The sequence below is a fragment of the Yoonia sp. JB2-21 genome (assembly GCF_055693545.1).
This window is the reverse complement of record NZ_JBVFUC010000001.1, coordinates 2,283,267-2,299,651: the sequence shown is the minus strand read 5'-3', so window position 1 is coordinate 2,299,651 and position 16,385 is coordinate 2,283,267. Positions and strand designations below refer to the sequence as shown.

General features: G+C 57.6%; 19 protein-coding genes and 1 pseudogene. 13 read left to right on the top strand and 7 right to left on the bottom strand.

All coding sequences use genetic code 11. The annotated features are described in order from the left end of the window. Positions 1-30 precede the first annotated feature (30 nt). On the top strand, positions 31-1,935 hold the full coding sequence (locus tag ACZ1G5_RS11480) for an OmpA family protein (RefSeq protein WP_472732962.1): 1,905 nt from the start codon (positions 31-33) through the stop codon (positions 1,933-1,935). Positions 1,936-1,944: 9 nt separating this feature from the next. Further along, positions 1,945-2,271 (top strand): hypothetical protein, encoded by a 327-nt coding sequence (locus ACZ1G5_RS11475; RefSeq protein WP_472732961.1) that lies wholly within the window; start codon positions 1,945-1,947, stop codon positions 2,269-2,271. Between the two features lie 25 nt (positions 2,272-2,296). Here ACZ1G5_RS11475 and ACZ1G5_RS11470 read toward each other — a convergent pair whose 3' ends face one another. Then, the gene (locus tag ACZ1G5_RS11470; protein ID WP_472732960.1) at positions 2,297-2,752 is read right to left on the bottom strand and encodes a DUF4304 domain-containing protein; all 456 of its coding nucleotides are present in this window, start codon (positions 2,750-2,752) and stop codon (positions 2,297-2,299) included. A gap of 27 nt (positions 2,753-2,779) precedes the next feature. Beyond that, positions 2,780-3,727 (bottom strand): L-threonylcarbamoyladenylate synthase, encoded by a 948-nt coding sequence (locus tag ACZ1G5_RS11465; RefSeq protein WP_472732959.1) that lies wholly within the window; start codon positions 3,725-3,727, stop codon positions 2,780-2,782. Positions 3,728-3,842: 115 nt separating this feature from the next. Between ACZ1G5_RS11465 and ACZ1G5_RS11460 the strand changes: the two genes are divergently transcribed. Both ACZ1G5_RS11460 and ACZ1G5_RS11455 read left to right on the top strand, forming a co-directional pair. Further along, positions 3,843-5,546 carry an acyl-CoA dehydrogenase gene (locus ACZ1G5_RS11460; protein ID WP_472732958.1) on the top strand — a complete coding sequence of 568 codons (1,704 nt, stop codon included), beginning with the start codon at positions 3,843-3,845 and terminating at the stop codon, positions 5,544-5,546. Beyond that, a complete protein-coding gene (locus ACZ1G5_RS11455; protein WP_472732957.1) occupies positions 5,546-6,583 on the top strand; it encodes an MBL fold metallo-hydrolase in 1,038 nt (345 codons plus the stop codon). Before ACZ1G5_RS11460 ends, ACZ1G5_RS11455 begins: the two co-directional genes overlap by 1 nt. On the opposite strand, the gene ACZ1G5_RS11450 is transcribed toward ACZ1G5_RS11455, so the two are convergent. Then, positions 6,580-7,353: a class II glutamine amidotransferase gene (locus ACZ1G5_RS11450; protein WP_472732956.1), complete on the bottom strand. Its 774-nt coding sequence runs from the start codon at positions 7,351-7,353 to the stop codon at positions 6,580-6,582. The genes ACZ1G5_RS11455 and ACZ1G5_RS11450 overlap by 4 nt on opposite strands. A 1-nt stretch (position 7,354) precedes the next feature. After that, positions 7,355-7,594 carry a DUF6356 family protein gene (locus ACZ1G5_RS11445; RefSeq protein WP_472732955.1) on the bottom strand — a complete coding sequence of 80 codons (240 nt, stop codon included), beginning with the start codon at positions 7,592-7,594 and terminating at the stop codon, positions 7,355-7,357. Between the two features lie 106 nt (positions 7,595-7,700). Here ACZ1G5_RS11445 and ACZ1G5_RS11440 point away from each other — a divergent pair, with 106 nt between their 5' ends. The 4 genes from ACZ1G5_RS11440 (at position 7,701) to ACZ1G5_RS11425 (ending at position 9,459) form a co-directional block, all read left to right on the top strand. After that, the gene (locus tag ACZ1G5_RS11440; RefSeq protein ID WP_472732954.1) at positions 7,701-8,162 is read left to right on the top strand and encodes an Lrp/AsnC family transcriptional regulator; all 462 of its coding nucleotides are present in this window, start codon (positions 7,701-7,703) and stop codon (positions 8,160-8,162) included. Beyond that, positions 8,159-8,638: a DUF6173 family protein gene (locus tag ACZ1G5_RS11435; RefSeq protein WP_472732953.1), complete on the top strand. Its 480-nt coding sequence runs from the start codon at positions 8,159-8,161 to the stop codon at positions 8,636-8,638. Before ACZ1G5_RS11440 ends, ACZ1G5_RS11435 begins: the two co-directional genes overlap by 4 nt. Before the next feature lie 65 nt (positions 8,639-8,703). Then, complete coding sequence (locus ACZ1G5_RS11430; RefSeq protein ID WP_472732952.1) at positions 8,704-8,838, top strand: aa3-type cytochrome c oxidase subunit IV; 135 nt, start codon at positions 8,704-8,706, stop codon at positions 8,836-8,838. A 6-nt stretch (positions 8,839-8,844) separates the two neighbouring features. Further along, positions 8,845-9,459 carry a hypothetical protein gene (locus ACZ1G5_RS11425; protein WP_472732951.1) on the top strand — a complete coding sequence of 205 codons (615 nt, stop codon included), beginning with the start codon at positions 8,845-8,847 and terminating at the stop codon, positions 9,457-9,459. On the opposite strand, the gene ACZ1G5_RS11420 is transcribed toward ACZ1G5_RS11425, so the two are convergent. Further along, positions 9,443-9,778: an AzlD domain-containing protein gene (locus tag ACZ1G5_RS11420; protein WP_472732950.1), complete on the bottom strand. Its 336-nt coding sequence runs from the start codon at positions 9,776-9,778 to the stop codon at positions 9,443-9,445. The two genes, ACZ1G5_RS11425 and ACZ1G5_RS11420, sit on opposite strands and share 17 nt — an antisense overlap. After that, complete coding sequence (locus tag ACZ1G5_RS11415; RefSeq protein ID WP_472732949.1) at positions 9,775-10,509, bottom strand: AzlC family ABC transporter permease; 735 nt, start codon at positions 10,507-10,509, stop codon at positions 9,775-9,777. Before ACZ1G5_RS11415 ends, ACZ1G5_RS11420 begins: the two co-directional genes overlap by 4 nt. Positions 10,510-10,570: 61 nt before the next feature. Here ACZ1G5_RS11415 and ACZ1G5_RS11410 point away from each other — a divergent pair, with 61 nt between their 5' ends. From ACZ1G5_RS11410 to ACZ1G5_RS11390, 5 genes and pseudogenes are all read left to right on the top strand, one after another. After that, positions 10,571-11,452, top strand: a complete 882-nt coding sequence (locus tag ACZ1G5_RS11410; protein WP_472732948.1) for a formate dehydrogenase accessory sulfurtransferase FdhD — start codon at positions 10,571-10,573, stop codon at positions 11,450-11,452. Positions 11,453-11,510: 58 nt separating this feature from the next. Next, positions 11,511-12,098, top strand: coding sequence for a molybdenum cofactor guanylyltransferase MobA (mobA, locus tag ACZ1G5_RS11405; RefSeq protein ID WP_472732947.1), 588 nt, complete (start codon positions 11,511-11,513; stop codon positions 12,096-12,098). Continuing rightward, the gene (gene mobB / locus ACZ1G5_RS11400) at positions 12,095-12,586 is read left to right on the top strand and encodes a molybdopterin-guanine dinucleotide biosynthesis protein B (protein WP_472732946.1); all 492 of its coding nucleotides are present in this window, start codon (positions 12,095-12,097) and stop codon (positions 12,584-12,586) included. The genes mobA and mobB overlap by 4 nt, the downstream gene beginning before the upstream one ends. A 17-nt stretch (positions 12,587-12,603) precedes the next feature. Beyond that, positions 12,604-14,684 (top strand): annotated as a pseudogene (locus tag ACZ1G5_RS11395) (molybdenum cofactor synthesis domain-containing protein). Next, positions 14,684-15,262 carry a GNAT family N-acetyltransferase gene (locus tag ACZ1G5_RS11390; RefSeq protein ID WP_472732945.1) on the top strand — a complete coding sequence of 193 codons (579 nt, stop codon included), beginning with the start codon at positions 14,684-14,686 and terminating at the stop codon, positions 15,260-15,262. The pseudogene ACZ1G5_RS11395 and the gene ACZ1G5_RS11390 overlap by 1 nt, the downstream one beginning before the upstream one ends. Here the strand turns inward: ACZ1G5_RS11390 and mbfA are convergent. Further along, the gene (mbfA, locus tag ACZ1G5_RS11385; RefSeq protein WP_472732944.1) at positions 15,259-16,236 is read right to left on the bottom strand and encodes an iron exporter MbfA; all 978 of its coding nucleotides are present in this window, start codon (positions 16,234-16,236) and stop codon (positions 15,259-15,261) included. The genes ACZ1G5_RS11390 and mbfA overlap by 4 nt on opposite strands. Positions 16,237-16,385 lie beyond the last annotated feature (149 nt).

Here is a 16,385-nt window from a genome sequence, read left to right as displayed (position 1 = left end):
TGCAGAGGCGTCATCGAACAACGGAAACCCATGCGTCTATCAGCCCTTCTCACACGCTTGATTGTATTCCTCGCTGCGGCATTCCTGTCCGTTGCAGCGGCCCGGACAACTGTGGCTGTTGTCGAGGAACGCTCTGTTCTTGCAGTGCAGGAAACGCTTGTAGATCAGGGGTATGAATGGGCCACTGTGCTTGGCGACGGCCTCCAGGTCATCCTTGAGGGGGAAGCCCCCACAGAGGCGGTGCGTTTCCGCGCCATCTCGGCGGCGGGCGGCATGGTTGATGCAAGCCGCGTCATCGACAACTTATCTATTGCCGATTCGGAAACCTTTCAGCCGCCAGAGTTCGCAATTGAGATTTTGCGCAATAACGCCGGTGTTTCGCTGATCGGGTTGATCCCCGCATCCACTGACCGGGACGGATTGGCAGAGCGCATTACCGATATCGCCGATGGATTGCCTGTCACGGACCTGCTCGAAGTGGCCGACTATCCGACACCCGAAACGTGGCGGGACGCGTTGAACTACGCGTTGCGCGCTTTAGAAATGCTCAACAAGTCGAAGATATCGGTGAATGCAGAGCGGGTCATTGTGAACGCAATCTCTGACAGCCCCGAAGAAAAGCGCAGGTTGGAAGTGGCGCTTGCAAGAAACACACCTGAAGGGGTGCGCCTTGCCGTCGATATCAGTGCGCCACGTCCGGTGATTTCGCCCTTCACCACTCGTTTTATTCTTGACGAAAACGGCCCGCGTTTTGATGCTTGCACTGCAGATACGTCAGAAGCCGTCAGTCAAATTCTCGCCGCTGCGTCTCAGGCAGGCTTTCGAGAGCGGGCTAATTGTACTCTCGCGCTTGGCGCGCCATCGCGCACATGGGGTGACGCGGTTGCGCAATCCATCACGGCCATCGAAAACATGGGCGGCGGTACAATCACTGTCGCAGATACGGACATCACGCTGGTGGCACCCGCTGGCACCGGTCAAGCGACCTTTGACAATATCGTAGGTCGGTTAGAAAACTCGCTGCCAGACGCATTTGCCCTGACCGCAGAACTTCCCGAACTGCCAACCGCAACAACAAGTGAATTGCCGCAGTTCACAGCGACGCTCAGCCCGGAAGGTGCCGTGCAGCTGCGCGGCCGTGTTCCAGATGAGATCACCAACACAGTGGTTGAAAATTTCGCCAACGCCCGGTTTGGACAGCGGTCCATCACAATGGGTACCCGGATCACCGAAGGGCTGCCATCGGGTTGGTCGGTACGCGTTCTGGCTTCAATTGAGGCTCTGTCCGAACTGTCCAATGGTGCTGTGGTGGTTGAGCCTGATCGCTTGATCGTGCGCGGGAATACAGGCAATGAAGATGCCAGCAGCGCGATCTCGCGTCTTTTGATCGAGAAGCTGGGCCAAGCTGCCGACTTCGAGATCAATGTAACCTATGTCGAAGAACTTGATCCGATTGCCGGTCTGCCAACCCCGGAAGAATGCATTGCAAAGATCACGGCAGTCACGGAAAGCCGCAAGATTACCTTTGATCCCAGTTCTGCAGACCTGACCGCAGAGACGCAGCCGGTTGTGGACGAAATTGCAGAAATCCTCAAACGCTGCGGTGACCTGCGCATCCGTGTTTCGGGTTTCACCGATAGCCAAGGGCGCGAAATCATGAACCAGCAGCTATCGCAGGATCGCGCAGACGCCGTTTTGACAGCGCTACGCGCCCGGCGGGTGCCAGTATCTACGTTCGAGGCAATCGGCTTTGGAGAAGAAAACCCAATCGCGGACAATGACACCGAAGACGGGCGCGAAGCCAACCGGCGTATTGAATTCAGCCTGATTGTGCCAGAGCCCACGGTTGAAGAAACATCGACCTTGGATGAAATAGCTGCACCCGCTCCACCAGAAGACGACGCCGCAGACGACACGGCGGAAGAAAGCGAATAGACTAGGCCCATGAATAGAACCGAATTCATTATTGCGACGGCTGTTATCCTCTTTGTGGCCTTTATGTTGGGCTGGTTTGCCAGTTGGCTCGTCAACCGTTTCACGCGGGTAACAAAGGCCGAAGTGGGCGAACTTGATAAGATGGCTCAGGCCTTGCATGAGGCAGAGGAAACCCGGGATCAGGCGATCACCTATTTGCAACAGCGCGAAGCAGAGATCACCAATCAGCTCAGCCAGACAGAGGCAGAGCTGCGGGCCGCAATGGATGGGCTACGCGAAGCGCGGCAGGAAGCCGAAGAGCTACGCGGCTACATCGAACAGCAGAACGCGGGATAGGCACCCGCCGGTACAGCAGGCTGTGTCAGGTGTCAGCGAGGCGGGAATTTTCGGGGTCAATGTTTGGACCCAAGGTGCCATCTTCCAGCCATGCCTCGATCTGGGGTATCAGACTGGCGGCAGATGTCATCATCTCGTTCAACGCCTCGGTATCGTCCGAGATATCTGCAAATTTGAACCAGCCGACAAGCTTCTCCATCACTTGGGATTTGACTGGGCCGATACGTTCTTGCCGCAACGCGGGAACCATACCTATCTGGATTTTTTCACGCGGCACTGGGAGCTGATCCAAATCAGCATAGCGCGCTGCATTCAAAATAAACGCGCCCCCTTCTTTCCAGTGCTGCACACCCACGACGTCAAGCGTGTCCCGACGATCACGGCGATAATTCGGGTAATCTACGGTGAACCCGGCCTGTTCAAACGCTGGGTCTAGTATCGCTTTCATCGCGGCTCTCAGCTTGCGGGTCTTGGAAGCCATATTGTGATTTCTCCGTCGGCGGGTGGATTAACGCGGCGCCGCAGCGCGCCGCAACCGGTCATTGATCGCGCAGCCTAATCCACGATCGGGAATGGGTGACACGGCGATTGCCTGTGCGTCCATTGCGTCCAGCATATGCAGGCATGCAAACAAATTTGCCGCCGCCTCGGTTAAGTCGCCCGTCGTCGACAAATTCAAGTCGGCATCAACTGGACCAAAACCCAATAGCACTTCGCCGTCTTTTGCATAGGTCGCGTTCAAACGAACCTGACCGCGCGGTGCATAATGCGACGCCAATTGGCCGGGTGCGGTTGGCATCACAGCATCTGAAACTTGCAACAGCTCCCGTCCCAAACATGCCTCGAGCGGACCAACAGGAATACCACCGGCCCGTAGCAATGTCGGATCGGCGACACAGCTTACGATTGTCGATTCAAGTCCAACCTCGCAGGGCCCACCATCCACGATCGCGTCTATCGCATTGCCCAACCCGTCGCGCACATGCTCAGCGGTCGTCGGACTGATACGTCCGGATGGATTGGCCGACGGTGCCGCCACTGGACCACCAAAAGCCTGCAAAAGATCACGCGCAACAGGATGATCCGGGACGCGCACGGCGAGGCTGGGCAAGCCCGCAGAGACGCGCTCGGAAATACCTGCATCAGACTTAAGCGGCAAAACGAGCGTGAGTGCGCCCGGCCAAAAAGCTGTGGCCAACTTCACCGCAGCAGTATCAAATTCGCAATAGTCCTCTGCTGCTTCCAAGGATGGCACATGCACTATCAAAGGATTGAAATTTGGGCGTCCCTTTGCCTCAAAGACGCGTGCGACCGCCGCGTCATCGCGCGCATCAGCACCCAGTCCGTAGACTGTCTCGGTTGGAAATGACACCAAACCACCCGCCCTGAGAATCGCGGCTGCCTTTTCCAAACCGGCAACATCCGGGCCGAGCGAAAGCAATTGTTCATAATTCATGACGTGGCGTTTTGGTTGATGGGGGGCCACGCTGCGGTAGGTTGGCCCATGTATTGGGATGCATAGCCCTCGGACTGGCTTTTGCCAAGCGGCTGCACAATTCGGAGATAGCACAATGCCTTATCGCGCACCTGTCAGCGACTTTCGCTTTTTGATGGACCACATCGTCGGCTTTGACGATGTCGCGGCAACCGAAAAGTTCGCTGACGCAACGCCGGACATGACACAGGCGATTTTGACTGAAGCGGCCAAGATGAGCGAAGAAATACTCGCCCCGCTCAACCGTGCAGGTGATCTGCACCCTGCCCATCTGGAAAACGGCATCGTGCGCACCTCGCCCGGGTTTGCCGATGGCTACAATGCAATTGCAGAGGGTGGCTGGATCGGCATGTCTGCCTCTCAAGAGGTTGGTGGCCTTGGCCTGCCTATGACACTGACCACCGCCGTCAATGATATGATGGCCAGCGCATGCCTGTCACTGCAACTCAGCCCCTTGATGACCCAAGGCCAGATCGAAGCGTTGGAGCATCACGCCTCTGACACGATCAAGGACCTTTATATCCCCAAGCTGATCTCTGGCGAATGGAACGGCACAATGAACCTGACCGAACCGCAGGCGGGGTCTGACGTTGGTGCCCTGCGCACCAAGGCAGAACCCAATGGCGATGGCACCTATGCGATCACGGGGCAGAAAATCTACATCAGCTGGGCCGATAATGATTTCACCGAAAACGTCTGTCACCTTGTGCTGGCGCGTTTGCCTGATGGGGTACCTGGCACCAAAGGCATCAGCCTGTTCATGGTGCCAAAACTGATCCCAGATGCCGACGGTAACCCCGGTGCCAAGAACGACCTGCGCGTCGTCAGCCTGGAACATAAGATGGGCCTGCATGGATCGCCCACTGCCGTGATGGAATATGCGGGTGCGACGGGTTGGCTCGTCGGCTACGAACATGGCGGCATGGCTGCGATGTTCACAATGATGAACAACGCCCGCCTTGGTGTGGCCGTTCAAGGCGTCGGCGTCGCCGAAGGCGCATTGCAACATGCGCTGACCTATGCGAACGACCGAAAGCAAGGCAAAGCGCCCGGTTCCGGGGCGATTATCGAACATGCCGATGTGCGCCGCATGCTGACCACGATGAAGGCCGATACCTACGCCGCCCGTGCGATTACCCTGATGAATGCGGTTGCCATCGACATGGCGCATGCCACGGGTGATGACGGCTGGCATGCCCGCGCCGCGTTTCTGACCCCGATTGGCAAGGCGTTCTGCACGGATGTGGGCTGCGAAGTCTCGGCCACCGGCATTCAGGTGCATGGCGGCATGGGCTTTGTTGAAGAAACAGGGGCTGCGCAATACGCGCGCGACGTGCGTGTCACCACCATCTATGAAGGCACAAACGGTATTCAGGCGATGGACCTTGTCGCCCGCAAGCTGATGGATGGGGGCGAAGCTGCTTTCCGAATTCTGGAAGAGATCGAACAGGGGGCAGAGACTGCCAAGGCGACACACCCTGAGCTGGCCGAAGCCGTCTGGCAATCGGCCGAGAGCTTGCGCGAAACAACCGAATGGCTGGTCGCCCAAGAAGATCTGAACCACCGCTTCGCCGGTGCCGTTCCTTATCTGCGCGCCTTCGCCCGCGTCCTTGGCGCGCATGTCCATCTGGCCAGTGCCGTCAAAGGTGACGCATCGCGCGCGCGCCTTGCAACCTTCTATATCAAGCGTATGTTGCCTGAACATGTGGGCCTTGTGGCCCATGCACGTGAAGGGGCAAGTGATCTTATGGCCATATCCGCAGACGACCTCGCCGCCTGATGCCAGACGACCAAAGCGGCATCCGCTACCCCTATCCCGAAGCGCCGGCCGAGGGCGCGGCGATCACCGTCGCACCGGGTATCTTGTGGATGCGGCTGCCGCTGCCCATGGCGCTGGATCATGTGAATGTCTACGCATTGGACGAAGGCGATAGCTGGACGATCATCGACACCGGCTTTGCCTCCAAACGTGGGCGCGCGATCTGGGGCAAGCTGTTGGCAGGACCGCTGCACGGCAAGCCGATCAGCCGTGTCGTTGTGACCCATCACCACCCCGATCACATTGGTCTGGCGGCTTGGTTCATGGAACAGGGTGCCACGCTCACGATGCCGCGCACCAGTTGGCTGATGGCCCGCATGCTGACGCTGGACGTGCAAGAGGTTCCAAATGCTGAAGCGATCACGTTTTACACCCGCGCAGGGATGGACCCGACCGTGCTGGAAAAACGGCGCAACGAACGCCCGTTCAACTTCGCCGATTGCGTGACCCCGCTGCCCCTCGGTTACACCCGACTGGCCGAAGGCGGCACCATCGAAATGGGCGACCGCACATGGGATATCCGCATGGGCGACGGGCACGCCCCTGAACACGCGACATTCTGGAGCCGGGACGACAACATTGTTATTGGCGGCGATCAACTGCTGCCCTCGATCAGCCCCAACCTTGGGGTCTATCCAACCGAACCCGATGCAGATCCGGTGACTGACTGGATACGATCCTGCGAGAAATTTCAAAACTTCGCCCGGTCAGACCATCTGGTTCTTGGCGGGCACAAGCTGCCCTTCACCGGGCTACCGACCCGCCTGACGCAACTGATTGATAACCACCATGGCGCGCTGAAACGACTTCTGGCTCACCTCGTTGAACCGCACGCAGCGGGCGAATGCTTTCTCCCACTGTTCAAGCGCAACATCAGCGGCGGCGAGTACGGCCTCGCGCTGGTCGAAGCGGTTGCCCACCTCAACCACCTCCACCAAGCGGACCTTGTCACGCGCAGCATGCGCGCCGATGGCGCATGGGTGTTTCAAGCGACCTAAGCCGCAGCCCGCCCCTTTATTGGCGTCATCGCCAAACCATCCGATGTCAACGCACAGATCGTATCTGTCGGCACTGGCGTCCAACGCGCGCTGACGCCACACAAAGGCTCGGACGCCAAAGACCGCCCACCATTGTCCAACACGCCCGACGCATAAAGCGACGGTGCCTGTCCGTTGGATGCATGACGGAAGGCATAGAGCGTCTGCCCATCAGAAAACACGAGTGTCAGCTTGATCGGCCCTTCATCACCTGCGGGGCCAATCTGATGCAGTGTTGCGCGCATCGCGCCTGCGGGATCATTGCCCAGCCCATTCGCAAGCAAGGTCAGAAAGATCATCTCGCTATCGGTGGTGCCGCGCCGTGCCTCGAACAGCTCATCCGGCAAAGCCGCCAGCATCGCCCGCCTGATCCGTTTGAAATGCGGGATCTGGCCGTTGTGACAGAACGACCATTTGCCAACGGTGAAAGGATGACAATTGGTGCGGTTGGTTTCCCCTACGGTTGATGCGCGGATATGGGCGATGAAGTGATGCGACCGCACCATGCGGCAAAGGTTGATCAGATTGTCATCAGCCCAAGCAGGCAAGACATCGCGGTAAAGACCTGGGTTCTCGTCCGCCCCATACCAACTGATCCCAAAACCATCGCCATTGACGGCCAGCTTGGCCTCGGTCGCGTGTTGGCTTTGCTCGAGTAGTGAATGGGTCGGACGGACGACGATATTTTCAAGCGGGATTTCCGGGCCAGTATAGGCCGCAATGCGGCACATCTTAGTGGCGGCTCTCGATGCGGGCGTACAGACGCTTCAGAATCCGGCTGGCCGTTGTTTCGCAGAATGCGGGAATGATCGCATGGACCAAAGCGGCCAGAGCCGCGACGCCCAACCAAAAGGCGAAAGTGAAAGCGAAACGCATGTGTTGAAAATAGGTCTCATTCACGGTCGCCGGATGGTTCAGGAATAGGGCGGCAAGCGGTGTCTTGCGTGGTGTTGGGTGGGCTGTGTCTGACATCGGTGGGGTTCCCTTCGTGGCTTTTGGGTAATCTAGCCAAACAATCGGGTGTATCGATCCCAAATCAGATTGTATTTATCCAAAATATTAGGACATTATCTCATCCATGAAGCATGAGTTAGACCAAATAGACCGCGCTATCCTGCGTATCCTGCAAACCGACACCACCCAATCGGTCGATGACATCAGCGCGGCGGTCAACCTGTCGCGCAACGCTTGCTGGCGGCGGATCAAGATGATGGAGCAATCAGGCATCATCAAAGGCCGCGTCGCGCTGGTTGACCCGGCCAGTGTGGGTGTGCCGTTAACTGCGATGGTCCTGATCAAAACCAGTGCCCATGACGCCAGCTGGCTAAAACAGTTCCAGGCCACCTTGCACAGCTTCCCTGAAATCGTCGGCGCCTACCGGATGACAGGCGATCTGGATTATGTGCTGCGGGTGCGGGTGGCCGATGTGCCTGCCTATGATGCGTTCTACAAACGGCTGACATCACGCATTTCTGTATCGGATATCGCGGCAAGTTTCGTTATGGAGGAAATCAAGGAAACAACCGCGGTGCCGCTATGACCAAAGACACGATGCAGATTGATACCTCAGCCGAGCTGCTGGAAAACGATATCCTGCCCAAATGCCACGAGGTGCACACCAACCCCGAAGCACAAGCCGCCACAGCCCAAGACATGCCCAAGGCCCTGTCAAAACCGGTTGCACAGAAAAGCCCTGCACAATGGGCCTATGAGCGGATTATCATGTATATCCAGAATTTTGAGAAACAGCTTGATAATGACCATGAGGTTGGACTGGGGTTAGCCGGTGGCATGACCGGCGTGATCAAAATCGAGGGTCTGGGATACTACGACCCCGATATTGTCACCTACTACGGTATGAACGAAGCCGGTGCGCGCACACAATTGATCCAACACGTCAGTCAGTTGAATGTGACCTTGGTGGCAAGCCCCAAACACATTGACCAGCCGGAACCGAACAGGATTGGTTTTCGCCTTGCCAACGCTTTGGACGCTGATGAGGATGTGACCACCTGACTGCGTGACAGCGGCAAATGAATCGTCTATGCGAGTGACAAATCAGATGACGAAAGGGCCACATCATGGCTGACCACAAACACGGCGAAATGGACATAGACGTTCAGGAAAAGACCTTTGACGGTTTCATGAGCATGACCACAAAGGCAAGTGTTGCGATCATTGCGATCCTGATCTTTCTCGCACTCATCGCGATCTAAGCTTTCATGGACCGGCGTGGTTTTCTCATGGGCCTGCCCTTGGCCCTGTCTGCTTGCACGGCAGAACAGGTCTGGGCGCCAGAAGACGTTGTTGCGCGCGCTATTCATCGCGAGCCCGGACGCAACTACCTAACATTGTACACGATGAAGAATGTGGGGTCCGGTAACGGCGCACATTCCGCACTTTTGATCAATGCCAGTCAGCGCGTGCTTTTTGATCCTGCGGGAACCTTCGAACAAGACGTCATGCCAGAGCGCAATGACGTCCTTTTTGGCGTGACGCCCCGGCTAGAAAAATTCTACGTCAGCTTCCATGCCCGCGAGACATACTACGTCATTGGACAGACGGTCGACGTCTCACCCGAAGTTGCTGAACAAGCCCTCAATCTGGCAATGGTGTCCGGCCCGGTACCAATGGCAAACTGCGCGCGCGTCACCTCGCGCATACTGCGCCAATTGCCTGGTTTCGATGTCATCCGCCAAACCTGGGGACCGGGACGCATTGCTGAAGACTTTGCAAAGCTGCCGGGCGTGACAACGCTGGAATATCGCGAAGACGATGATGACGATAAAACGCTCGCTCTCGCGGAAATCAGCGCAATCCTCAGAGGAGAGCCGTGATCCACATCGCGCTATACAGCGTCACAGCACCAGCGGCAATTGCCCACAACACATTGCGTGTCCAGACCCCCACCAAGACGGTCATGAAGGCCGCCAACATCCGCACCGGATCAAATTGTCCGTCTGTGGCGCCCGGCCACAAAACCAAAGGGGCCACCATGCCGGGCAACACGGCAACGGGCGTATAGCGCAGCAATCGCAGGACAAATGCGGGCATGGGGCGGTCCCCGATCAGGCCCAGAAATGAAAACCGGATCAGAAAAGTACCAATGCCCATGATGACGATGATGGCCCAGATTTCTGCGTCAGAATAAGTCATCGCGCACGTGTTTCCATCCAGATTTCCACCAAGGCGCCCGTCAACATCGCAGCGCCAGCAGCGATCAGCAGGCCTGTGCCTGCCGGCAAATTGACCAAAGCCAAAGCGACCGCCACCGACATTGCCGCCGCCGCAACATGGGCGAGGGATTTCAGCATCGGCGCTACCATCGCGAGGAACATGATGGGCATAATGAAGTCAAGCGCCCATGCTTCTGGAATAGCCTGTCCCGCCAAGATGCCAACCAAGGTCATCCCAAACCACAAAGGTGTGATCGGTGTCGCCACACCGAAAAAATATGCAACGCGCTCGGCCACGGTCATCTCAGGGCGTGCTTCATAGCGTGCGATCGACGTGATGTAGGTTTGGTCAAAATTCAGATACCCGATGAACGCCCGCTTCCACAAAGGGGCGGCACCCAGATAGGGCACCAACGACGCTGAATACATTGCCATCCGCAAATTCACCGCCAAGGCAGCCAACAGCACGAAAGCAATGCTGGCATTCTCGACCATCAACTGGATCGCCGTAAACTGTGCGGCACCGGCGATCACCAGCACCGTAAAACCCATCGCCTGCGCCAAGGTCAGCCCCGCATCGGTGGCGATCACACCAAAAAGCGTCGCGAAAGGCGCGGCCATCAAAATGAACGGTGCACCATCCCGAACGCCAGCCCAATAGGCCGACGCCGGTGGTGTTTTTGCGGACGCTTTCGCGGTAGAAGTCGTCATAGCTTTGCCCTAGCCTAGCTGCGTTGTGACAGGCTTAACGCATACGAATAGGAAATGACAATTGGCGCGGATCGACGATACCTCACGCTATCTGATCGCCCCTGATCCGGGCGCCCCGCGCCTGACGCGCGCCGTTCGGGGCACCGACCAAAACGGTGCTCCGGTGGATCTCAATGTTGTCGAAGAGCGTCCGCTGACAATCTTCCTGAACGCGCAGGAAATCGTCACTGCGATGACGATCGGGGATTATCCCAAATACCTCGCACTTGGTTTTCTGCGTAACCAAGGGATGCTGCATGATACCGACGTGATCAAGGGCGTCGACTATGACGAAGAACTCGATACCGTGGTTGTGCGCACCGCCGCCCAAACGACCTATGAAGATAAGCTCAAGAAGAAGACACGTACCAGCGGCTGCGCTGTTGGCACGGTCTTTGGTGACATGATGGAGGGGTTGGAGGACATCACCCTCCCTGCAACACAAGTGCGCACCTCAGACCTTTACGCGCTTGCCGCCGCAATCAACCGTACCCCCTCGCTCTATCTGGAAGCGGGTGCAATCCACGGCACAGTACTGTGCCAAGGTGACCGGCCTCTGGTCTATATGGAAGACGTGGGCCGGCACAATGCTGTCGACAAAATCGCCGGTTGGATGCTGTCTGAGGGTGTCACGGCAGCAGACAAAACACTCTACACCACCGGACGCTTGACATCCGAAATGGTGATCAAAACCGCGATGATGGGCATACCTGTTCTTGCCTCACGTTCGGGGTTCACCGCCTGGGGTGTCGAGATCGCAAACCAAGTGGGGCTCACCCTGATCGGACGCATGAAAGGGCAACGTTTTGTGTGTCTTGCGGGCGAGGAGCGGCTGATCCGCGACGCTGATCCGGCGGCTATCGCGGAAGAGCCGCGAAAGTCCGGGCGCAAGGCAAGCCAATGATCCTGCCCGCAACCTCATCTTGGCCCAACCGTCGCCGCGCACAACGACAGGTGTCGCCATGAAACAACCGCTTGGCGTCATTCTGGCAGGCGGGCAAGCCACCCGTATGGGCGGCGGCGACAAAGGACGATTGCCGCTGGGCAATGGCACAATCCTGTCGCATGTCATCGACCGGTTGGAACCGCAGGTGGACACCCTCGCCCTGAACGCCAACGGGGATCCATCCCGCTTTGTAGATCTGAATTTGCCGGTGATCGCAGATAGCATTGACGGTTTTGCAGGCCCGCTTTCCGGCGTTCTGGCCGGACTGGACTGGGCACATCAAAAGGGCGCATCACATATCGTCACTGCGGCCGCCGACACGCCGTTTTTACCCTGTGATCTGGTCCCGCATCTGTTGCAGGCGGCCGAAAACGCAAACACACAGATTGCATTGGCGCGCACACCTGACGGACGACAACCCACGTTTGGACTTTGGCCGACTGCATTGCGCGACGACCTGCGGACCGCGGTTGAAGATGGCTTGCGCAAGGTTGTCCTCTGGACAGATCGTCATGGCACCGCTTTCGCGGACTTCCCGGACGCGCAGGCGTTCTTTAACGTCAACACACCCGAAGATCTGACACAGGCGAACGCGATGATATGAGGATTTACGGGATTGTCGGATATAAAAATGCGGGCAAGACGGGCCTGATGGAACGGTTGGTGACCGAAATTACCGGACGCGGATTTACCGTCTCGACCCTCAAACACGCGCACCATAGCTTTGACATCGACCACCCCGGCAAAGACAGCTATCGCCACAGGCACGCAGGCGCGCATCAGGTCCTGTTGTCATCCCGGGCCCGTTGGGCGCTTATGACAGAACTGCGCGAGCAGGACGAAGCAACACTTGCGGAACTTTTGCGCCAATTGGACCCCGTCGATCTGATCTTGGTCGAAGGCTATAAGCGCGACACCCACCCCAAAATAGAAGCACATCGCAAAGAAACCGGACATCCGCTGATTGCCCGCGAAGATCAGAACGTGCGTGCCGTTGCAAGCGACCACGCATTGAACATCGCGCAACCGGTTTTTGATCTGAATGACACGACAGCAATCGCCGACTTCATACTGTCCGAGGTCGGGTTGTGAAGTTCGACACAGTCCTGATGGTGGATTGGTCCGGCGGAAATGACCGGGGCAAAACACCCAAGAAAGACGCGATTTGGGTCTGTGTGGCCCGCAACGGCACCGCCGAGGCACCGATCTATCATCGCAACCGCCAGCGAGCAGAAAGCTGGATCACAGAGTTTCTACAGACAGAGCGCGCCGCAGGGCGCCGGGTTCTGGCGGGTTTCGACTTTGCTTTCGGGTACCCCGCAGGGTTTGGCACCGTTTTAACCGGATCAGAGGATCCTTTTGCCATCTGGAGCTGGTTCGAAAAACACGTCGAAGACGCCACAGGTACGAACAATCGCTTTGATCTTGCCGGGCAAATCAATGAGCTGTTTGCCGGCATCGGCCCGTTTTGGGGAAACGGGCTTAAACGCGACATCGCGGGACTGCCACGCAAGGGTCTGGCGCGCACAACAGAGCATGGTCTTGCGGAAAGGCGCAAAGCCGAAACCCAAGCCAAAGGCGCTTTTCCGGTCTGGCAACTTTCTGGTGCTGGTGCCGTCGGCAGCCAAGTGATCATGGGTTTGCCGATGCTTTCGCGCCTGCGCAGCGCGTTCAAAACAGATCTTGCGGTTTGGCCGTTTGAACCTCTCACCCCCCTGATTGCCATTGTGGAAATCTGGCCGTCACTGATTGCAAAGGCCGTCAAAGCCACAATGCCAATCGGACAAATCAAAGACGCGCATCAGGTCATGCTGCTGGCCCAGACACTGTCTGCCCTGCCGCCTGACGACCTCGGGCGCTTTTTAGACGTCCCGCCAACAAATGAGGGCTGGATCCTTGGTCTTGGACATGAAGAAATGCTCGCGGAGGCTGCGCTGCGTCACCTTGCGCCGCCGCCGCTGCGAAACGATTGTTTTGCAATGCCGCAAGGGGCTCATTGGACGCCTGTTGCAGAGGCCCAACAACATTTGCGCGAGAAACTGACCTGTGTGACGACGCGTGAGGATGTTGCCCTCAAAGATGCCATAGGCCGCTATCTTGCCCAAGACGTGTTGGCCGCCCGCGCCCATCCTCCCGCTCCGAACGCTGCTGTTGATGGGTATGGATTTGCGGGACCGGCACCAGCGGGTGTCATGCGCCTGCAACTTGTCAAAGGCAGATCAGCCGCCGGTGCGCCGTTTGCGGGAACTGTCGCCGCTGGTCAAGCAATCCGCATTCTGACCGGCGCAAACCTACCGCTAGGCGTTGATACCGTTGTTCTGCAAGAAGATGTCAGCACCAATGAAACACACGTCAGCTTTCATGGCCCGCTCAAACGCGGCGCAAATGCGCGAAACGCTGGCGAAGATATGACCGCGGGACAGACAATCCTGACGGCCGGGCGCAAGATCGCGCCTGCCGATCTTGGGATGTTGGCGGCTGCCGGTGTCGGCGCTGTCCATGTGCACAAAAAGCTTCGCGTTGGGATCCTGTCCACGGGTGATGAACTGGCCGAACCGGGAACGGCGGCCGCCACCGGTCAGATTTTTGACGCCAACCGCCCCATGCTCAGCGCGCTGGTTGAAAAATGGGGATATGACGTGGTTGATCTGGGGTGCGCACCAGATGACCGCGCCGCACTTCAGGCGATCCTTGATGACGCATCTGCGCGCTGCGACGCGGTGTTGTCGTCTGGCGGGGCATCAGCAGGCGACGAAGACCATATGTCTGCCTTGCTAAAGGGGGCCGGATCATTCGCGCTGTGGCGGATCGCGATGAAACCGGGACGACCGCTGGCGTTGGGGTTGTGGCAGGACACTCCCGTCTTTGGCTTGCCGGGCAACCCCGTTGCTGCAATGGTCTGCGCTTTGATTTTCGCGTCACCTTCTTTGGCTGTCATGGCAGGCGGCGCATGGCAAACACCGCTCCGCTACATGCTGCCAGCTGCCTTCAGCAAATCCAAAAAGAGGGACGCCGCGAATACCTGCGCGCACGCGTTGAGGACGGGCAGGTTGTGATCTTTGCGTCCGAAGGGTCTGGCCGTGTTTCAGGGCTGAGTTGGGCAACGGGTCTTGTAGAACTTGGCGATCCAGCGCAAAAGGTGACCCCCGGCGACCTGGTCGCCTATATTCCGTTTAGCAGCTTTGACTAATGAAGATTACCGTCGGCATTCCACAGAAAGACAGAGACGAAGCGGCAGCGCTTTATTGGGATGCTTTTGGAGAGAAGCTGGGGTTTGTGATGGGCCCTAAATATCAGGCGCTGACTTTTGTGCGGTCAGTGCTGCGCCCGGACCACGGTATTTGCGCGCATGGCGAAGATGGACGACTGTTAGGAATTGCGGGCTTCAAAACCGCCAATGGCGCGTTGGTCGGCGGTGATTTCCGGGACCTGCGCAGGGCCTATGGCTGGGTCAGCGCATCCATCAGGGCGGTGCTGCTGGCCACACTGGAACGCGATACTGAAAACGAACGCTTTTTGATGGACGGCCTTTTTGTTGCACCCGAAGCACGTGGTCTGGGGGTGGGAACGGCATTGCTGGACGCGGTCGCGGACGAAGCAAAGCGGCGCGGTTACACGCAAGTGCGACTGGATGTGGTCGACACCAATCCGCGTGCAAAAGCACTCTATCGCCACGTTGGGTTTACCGAGATGAAGACAGTCAAGATCGGCATGCTCAAGCATATCTTTGGCTTCAGTGCGTCGACGACAATGGTGCGCGACGTCTAACCTGACCCAATCAAGGCACCTGCCGCAAACACGAGCGCGCCGCCGAGAACAACCTGAAACACAGCCTTCACCCACGGTGTCTGCATGTAGCGGTTTTGGATCCAAGCAATCGCCCAGAGTTCGACAAAGACGACAATCAGCGCAATAATCGTGGCGGTCCAGAAGTCGGGGATCAGGTAGGGCAACGCATGCCCGAGCCCGCCAATCGTTGTCATCACGCCCGCAGCAACGCCACGCTTGTACGGAGAACCGCGCCCCGAGATTTGCCCATCATCCGATGCCGCCTCGGTAAAACCCATCGAAATGCCGGCACCAACGGACGCCGCCAAGCCAACAAGGAACGTCGTCCAAGTATCCTGAGTTGCAAAAGCGACCGCAAAAATTGGCGCAAGTGTCGAAACTGAACCATCCATCAAGCCCGCCAGCCCCGGCTGCACCCATGTCAGCACAAACTGACGGTGGGCGGCGGTTTCCTCTTCTGTTTTGGTCTCGCCATCAAGGTGCTGTTTGGTCAGCGTTTGGGCCGTATCGGTATGACCTGCCTCTGCCGCGGCAAGATCACCCAAAAGCTTTCGCGTGGCAGCGTCGGTGGTGGCCGCAGCCGCCGCCAGATAAAAGCGCTCAGCGTCCCGTTCCATCTGCGCGGCTTCATCGCGGATCCGTTCAAGGCCAAGGTTCTCGATCAGCCAGACGGGCCGACGTGCATAAAAGCCGGATACATGCTCTCGGCGGATCAACGGAATAACCTCGCCAAAGCGCGTCCGGTGCAGATCAATCAGACGCCGACGGTGGCCATCTTCTTCTTCTGCCATCCCATCAAAGATCGCGGCTGATGCCGGGTAATCAGCACGCAGATGTTCAGCATAACCGCGATAGATCCGCGCGTCGTCTTCTTCGGATGAAATCGCGAGTGCAAGAACTTCTTGCTCTGAAAGCTCTTGAAACCGGCGGCGATAACCAAATCCACCCAGCATGTGTATCCCCCATATTAGAATAGTTCTAAGTTAGGATAGGCACTGAAAACCTCAAGTCAAAAAAGTGAACCGGTCAGTTCATTTTTTTCTTGAAATCTGAACTGAACAGTTTAGTTAAGGGTCACGATAGAAATTCTGATGAAGGAAGC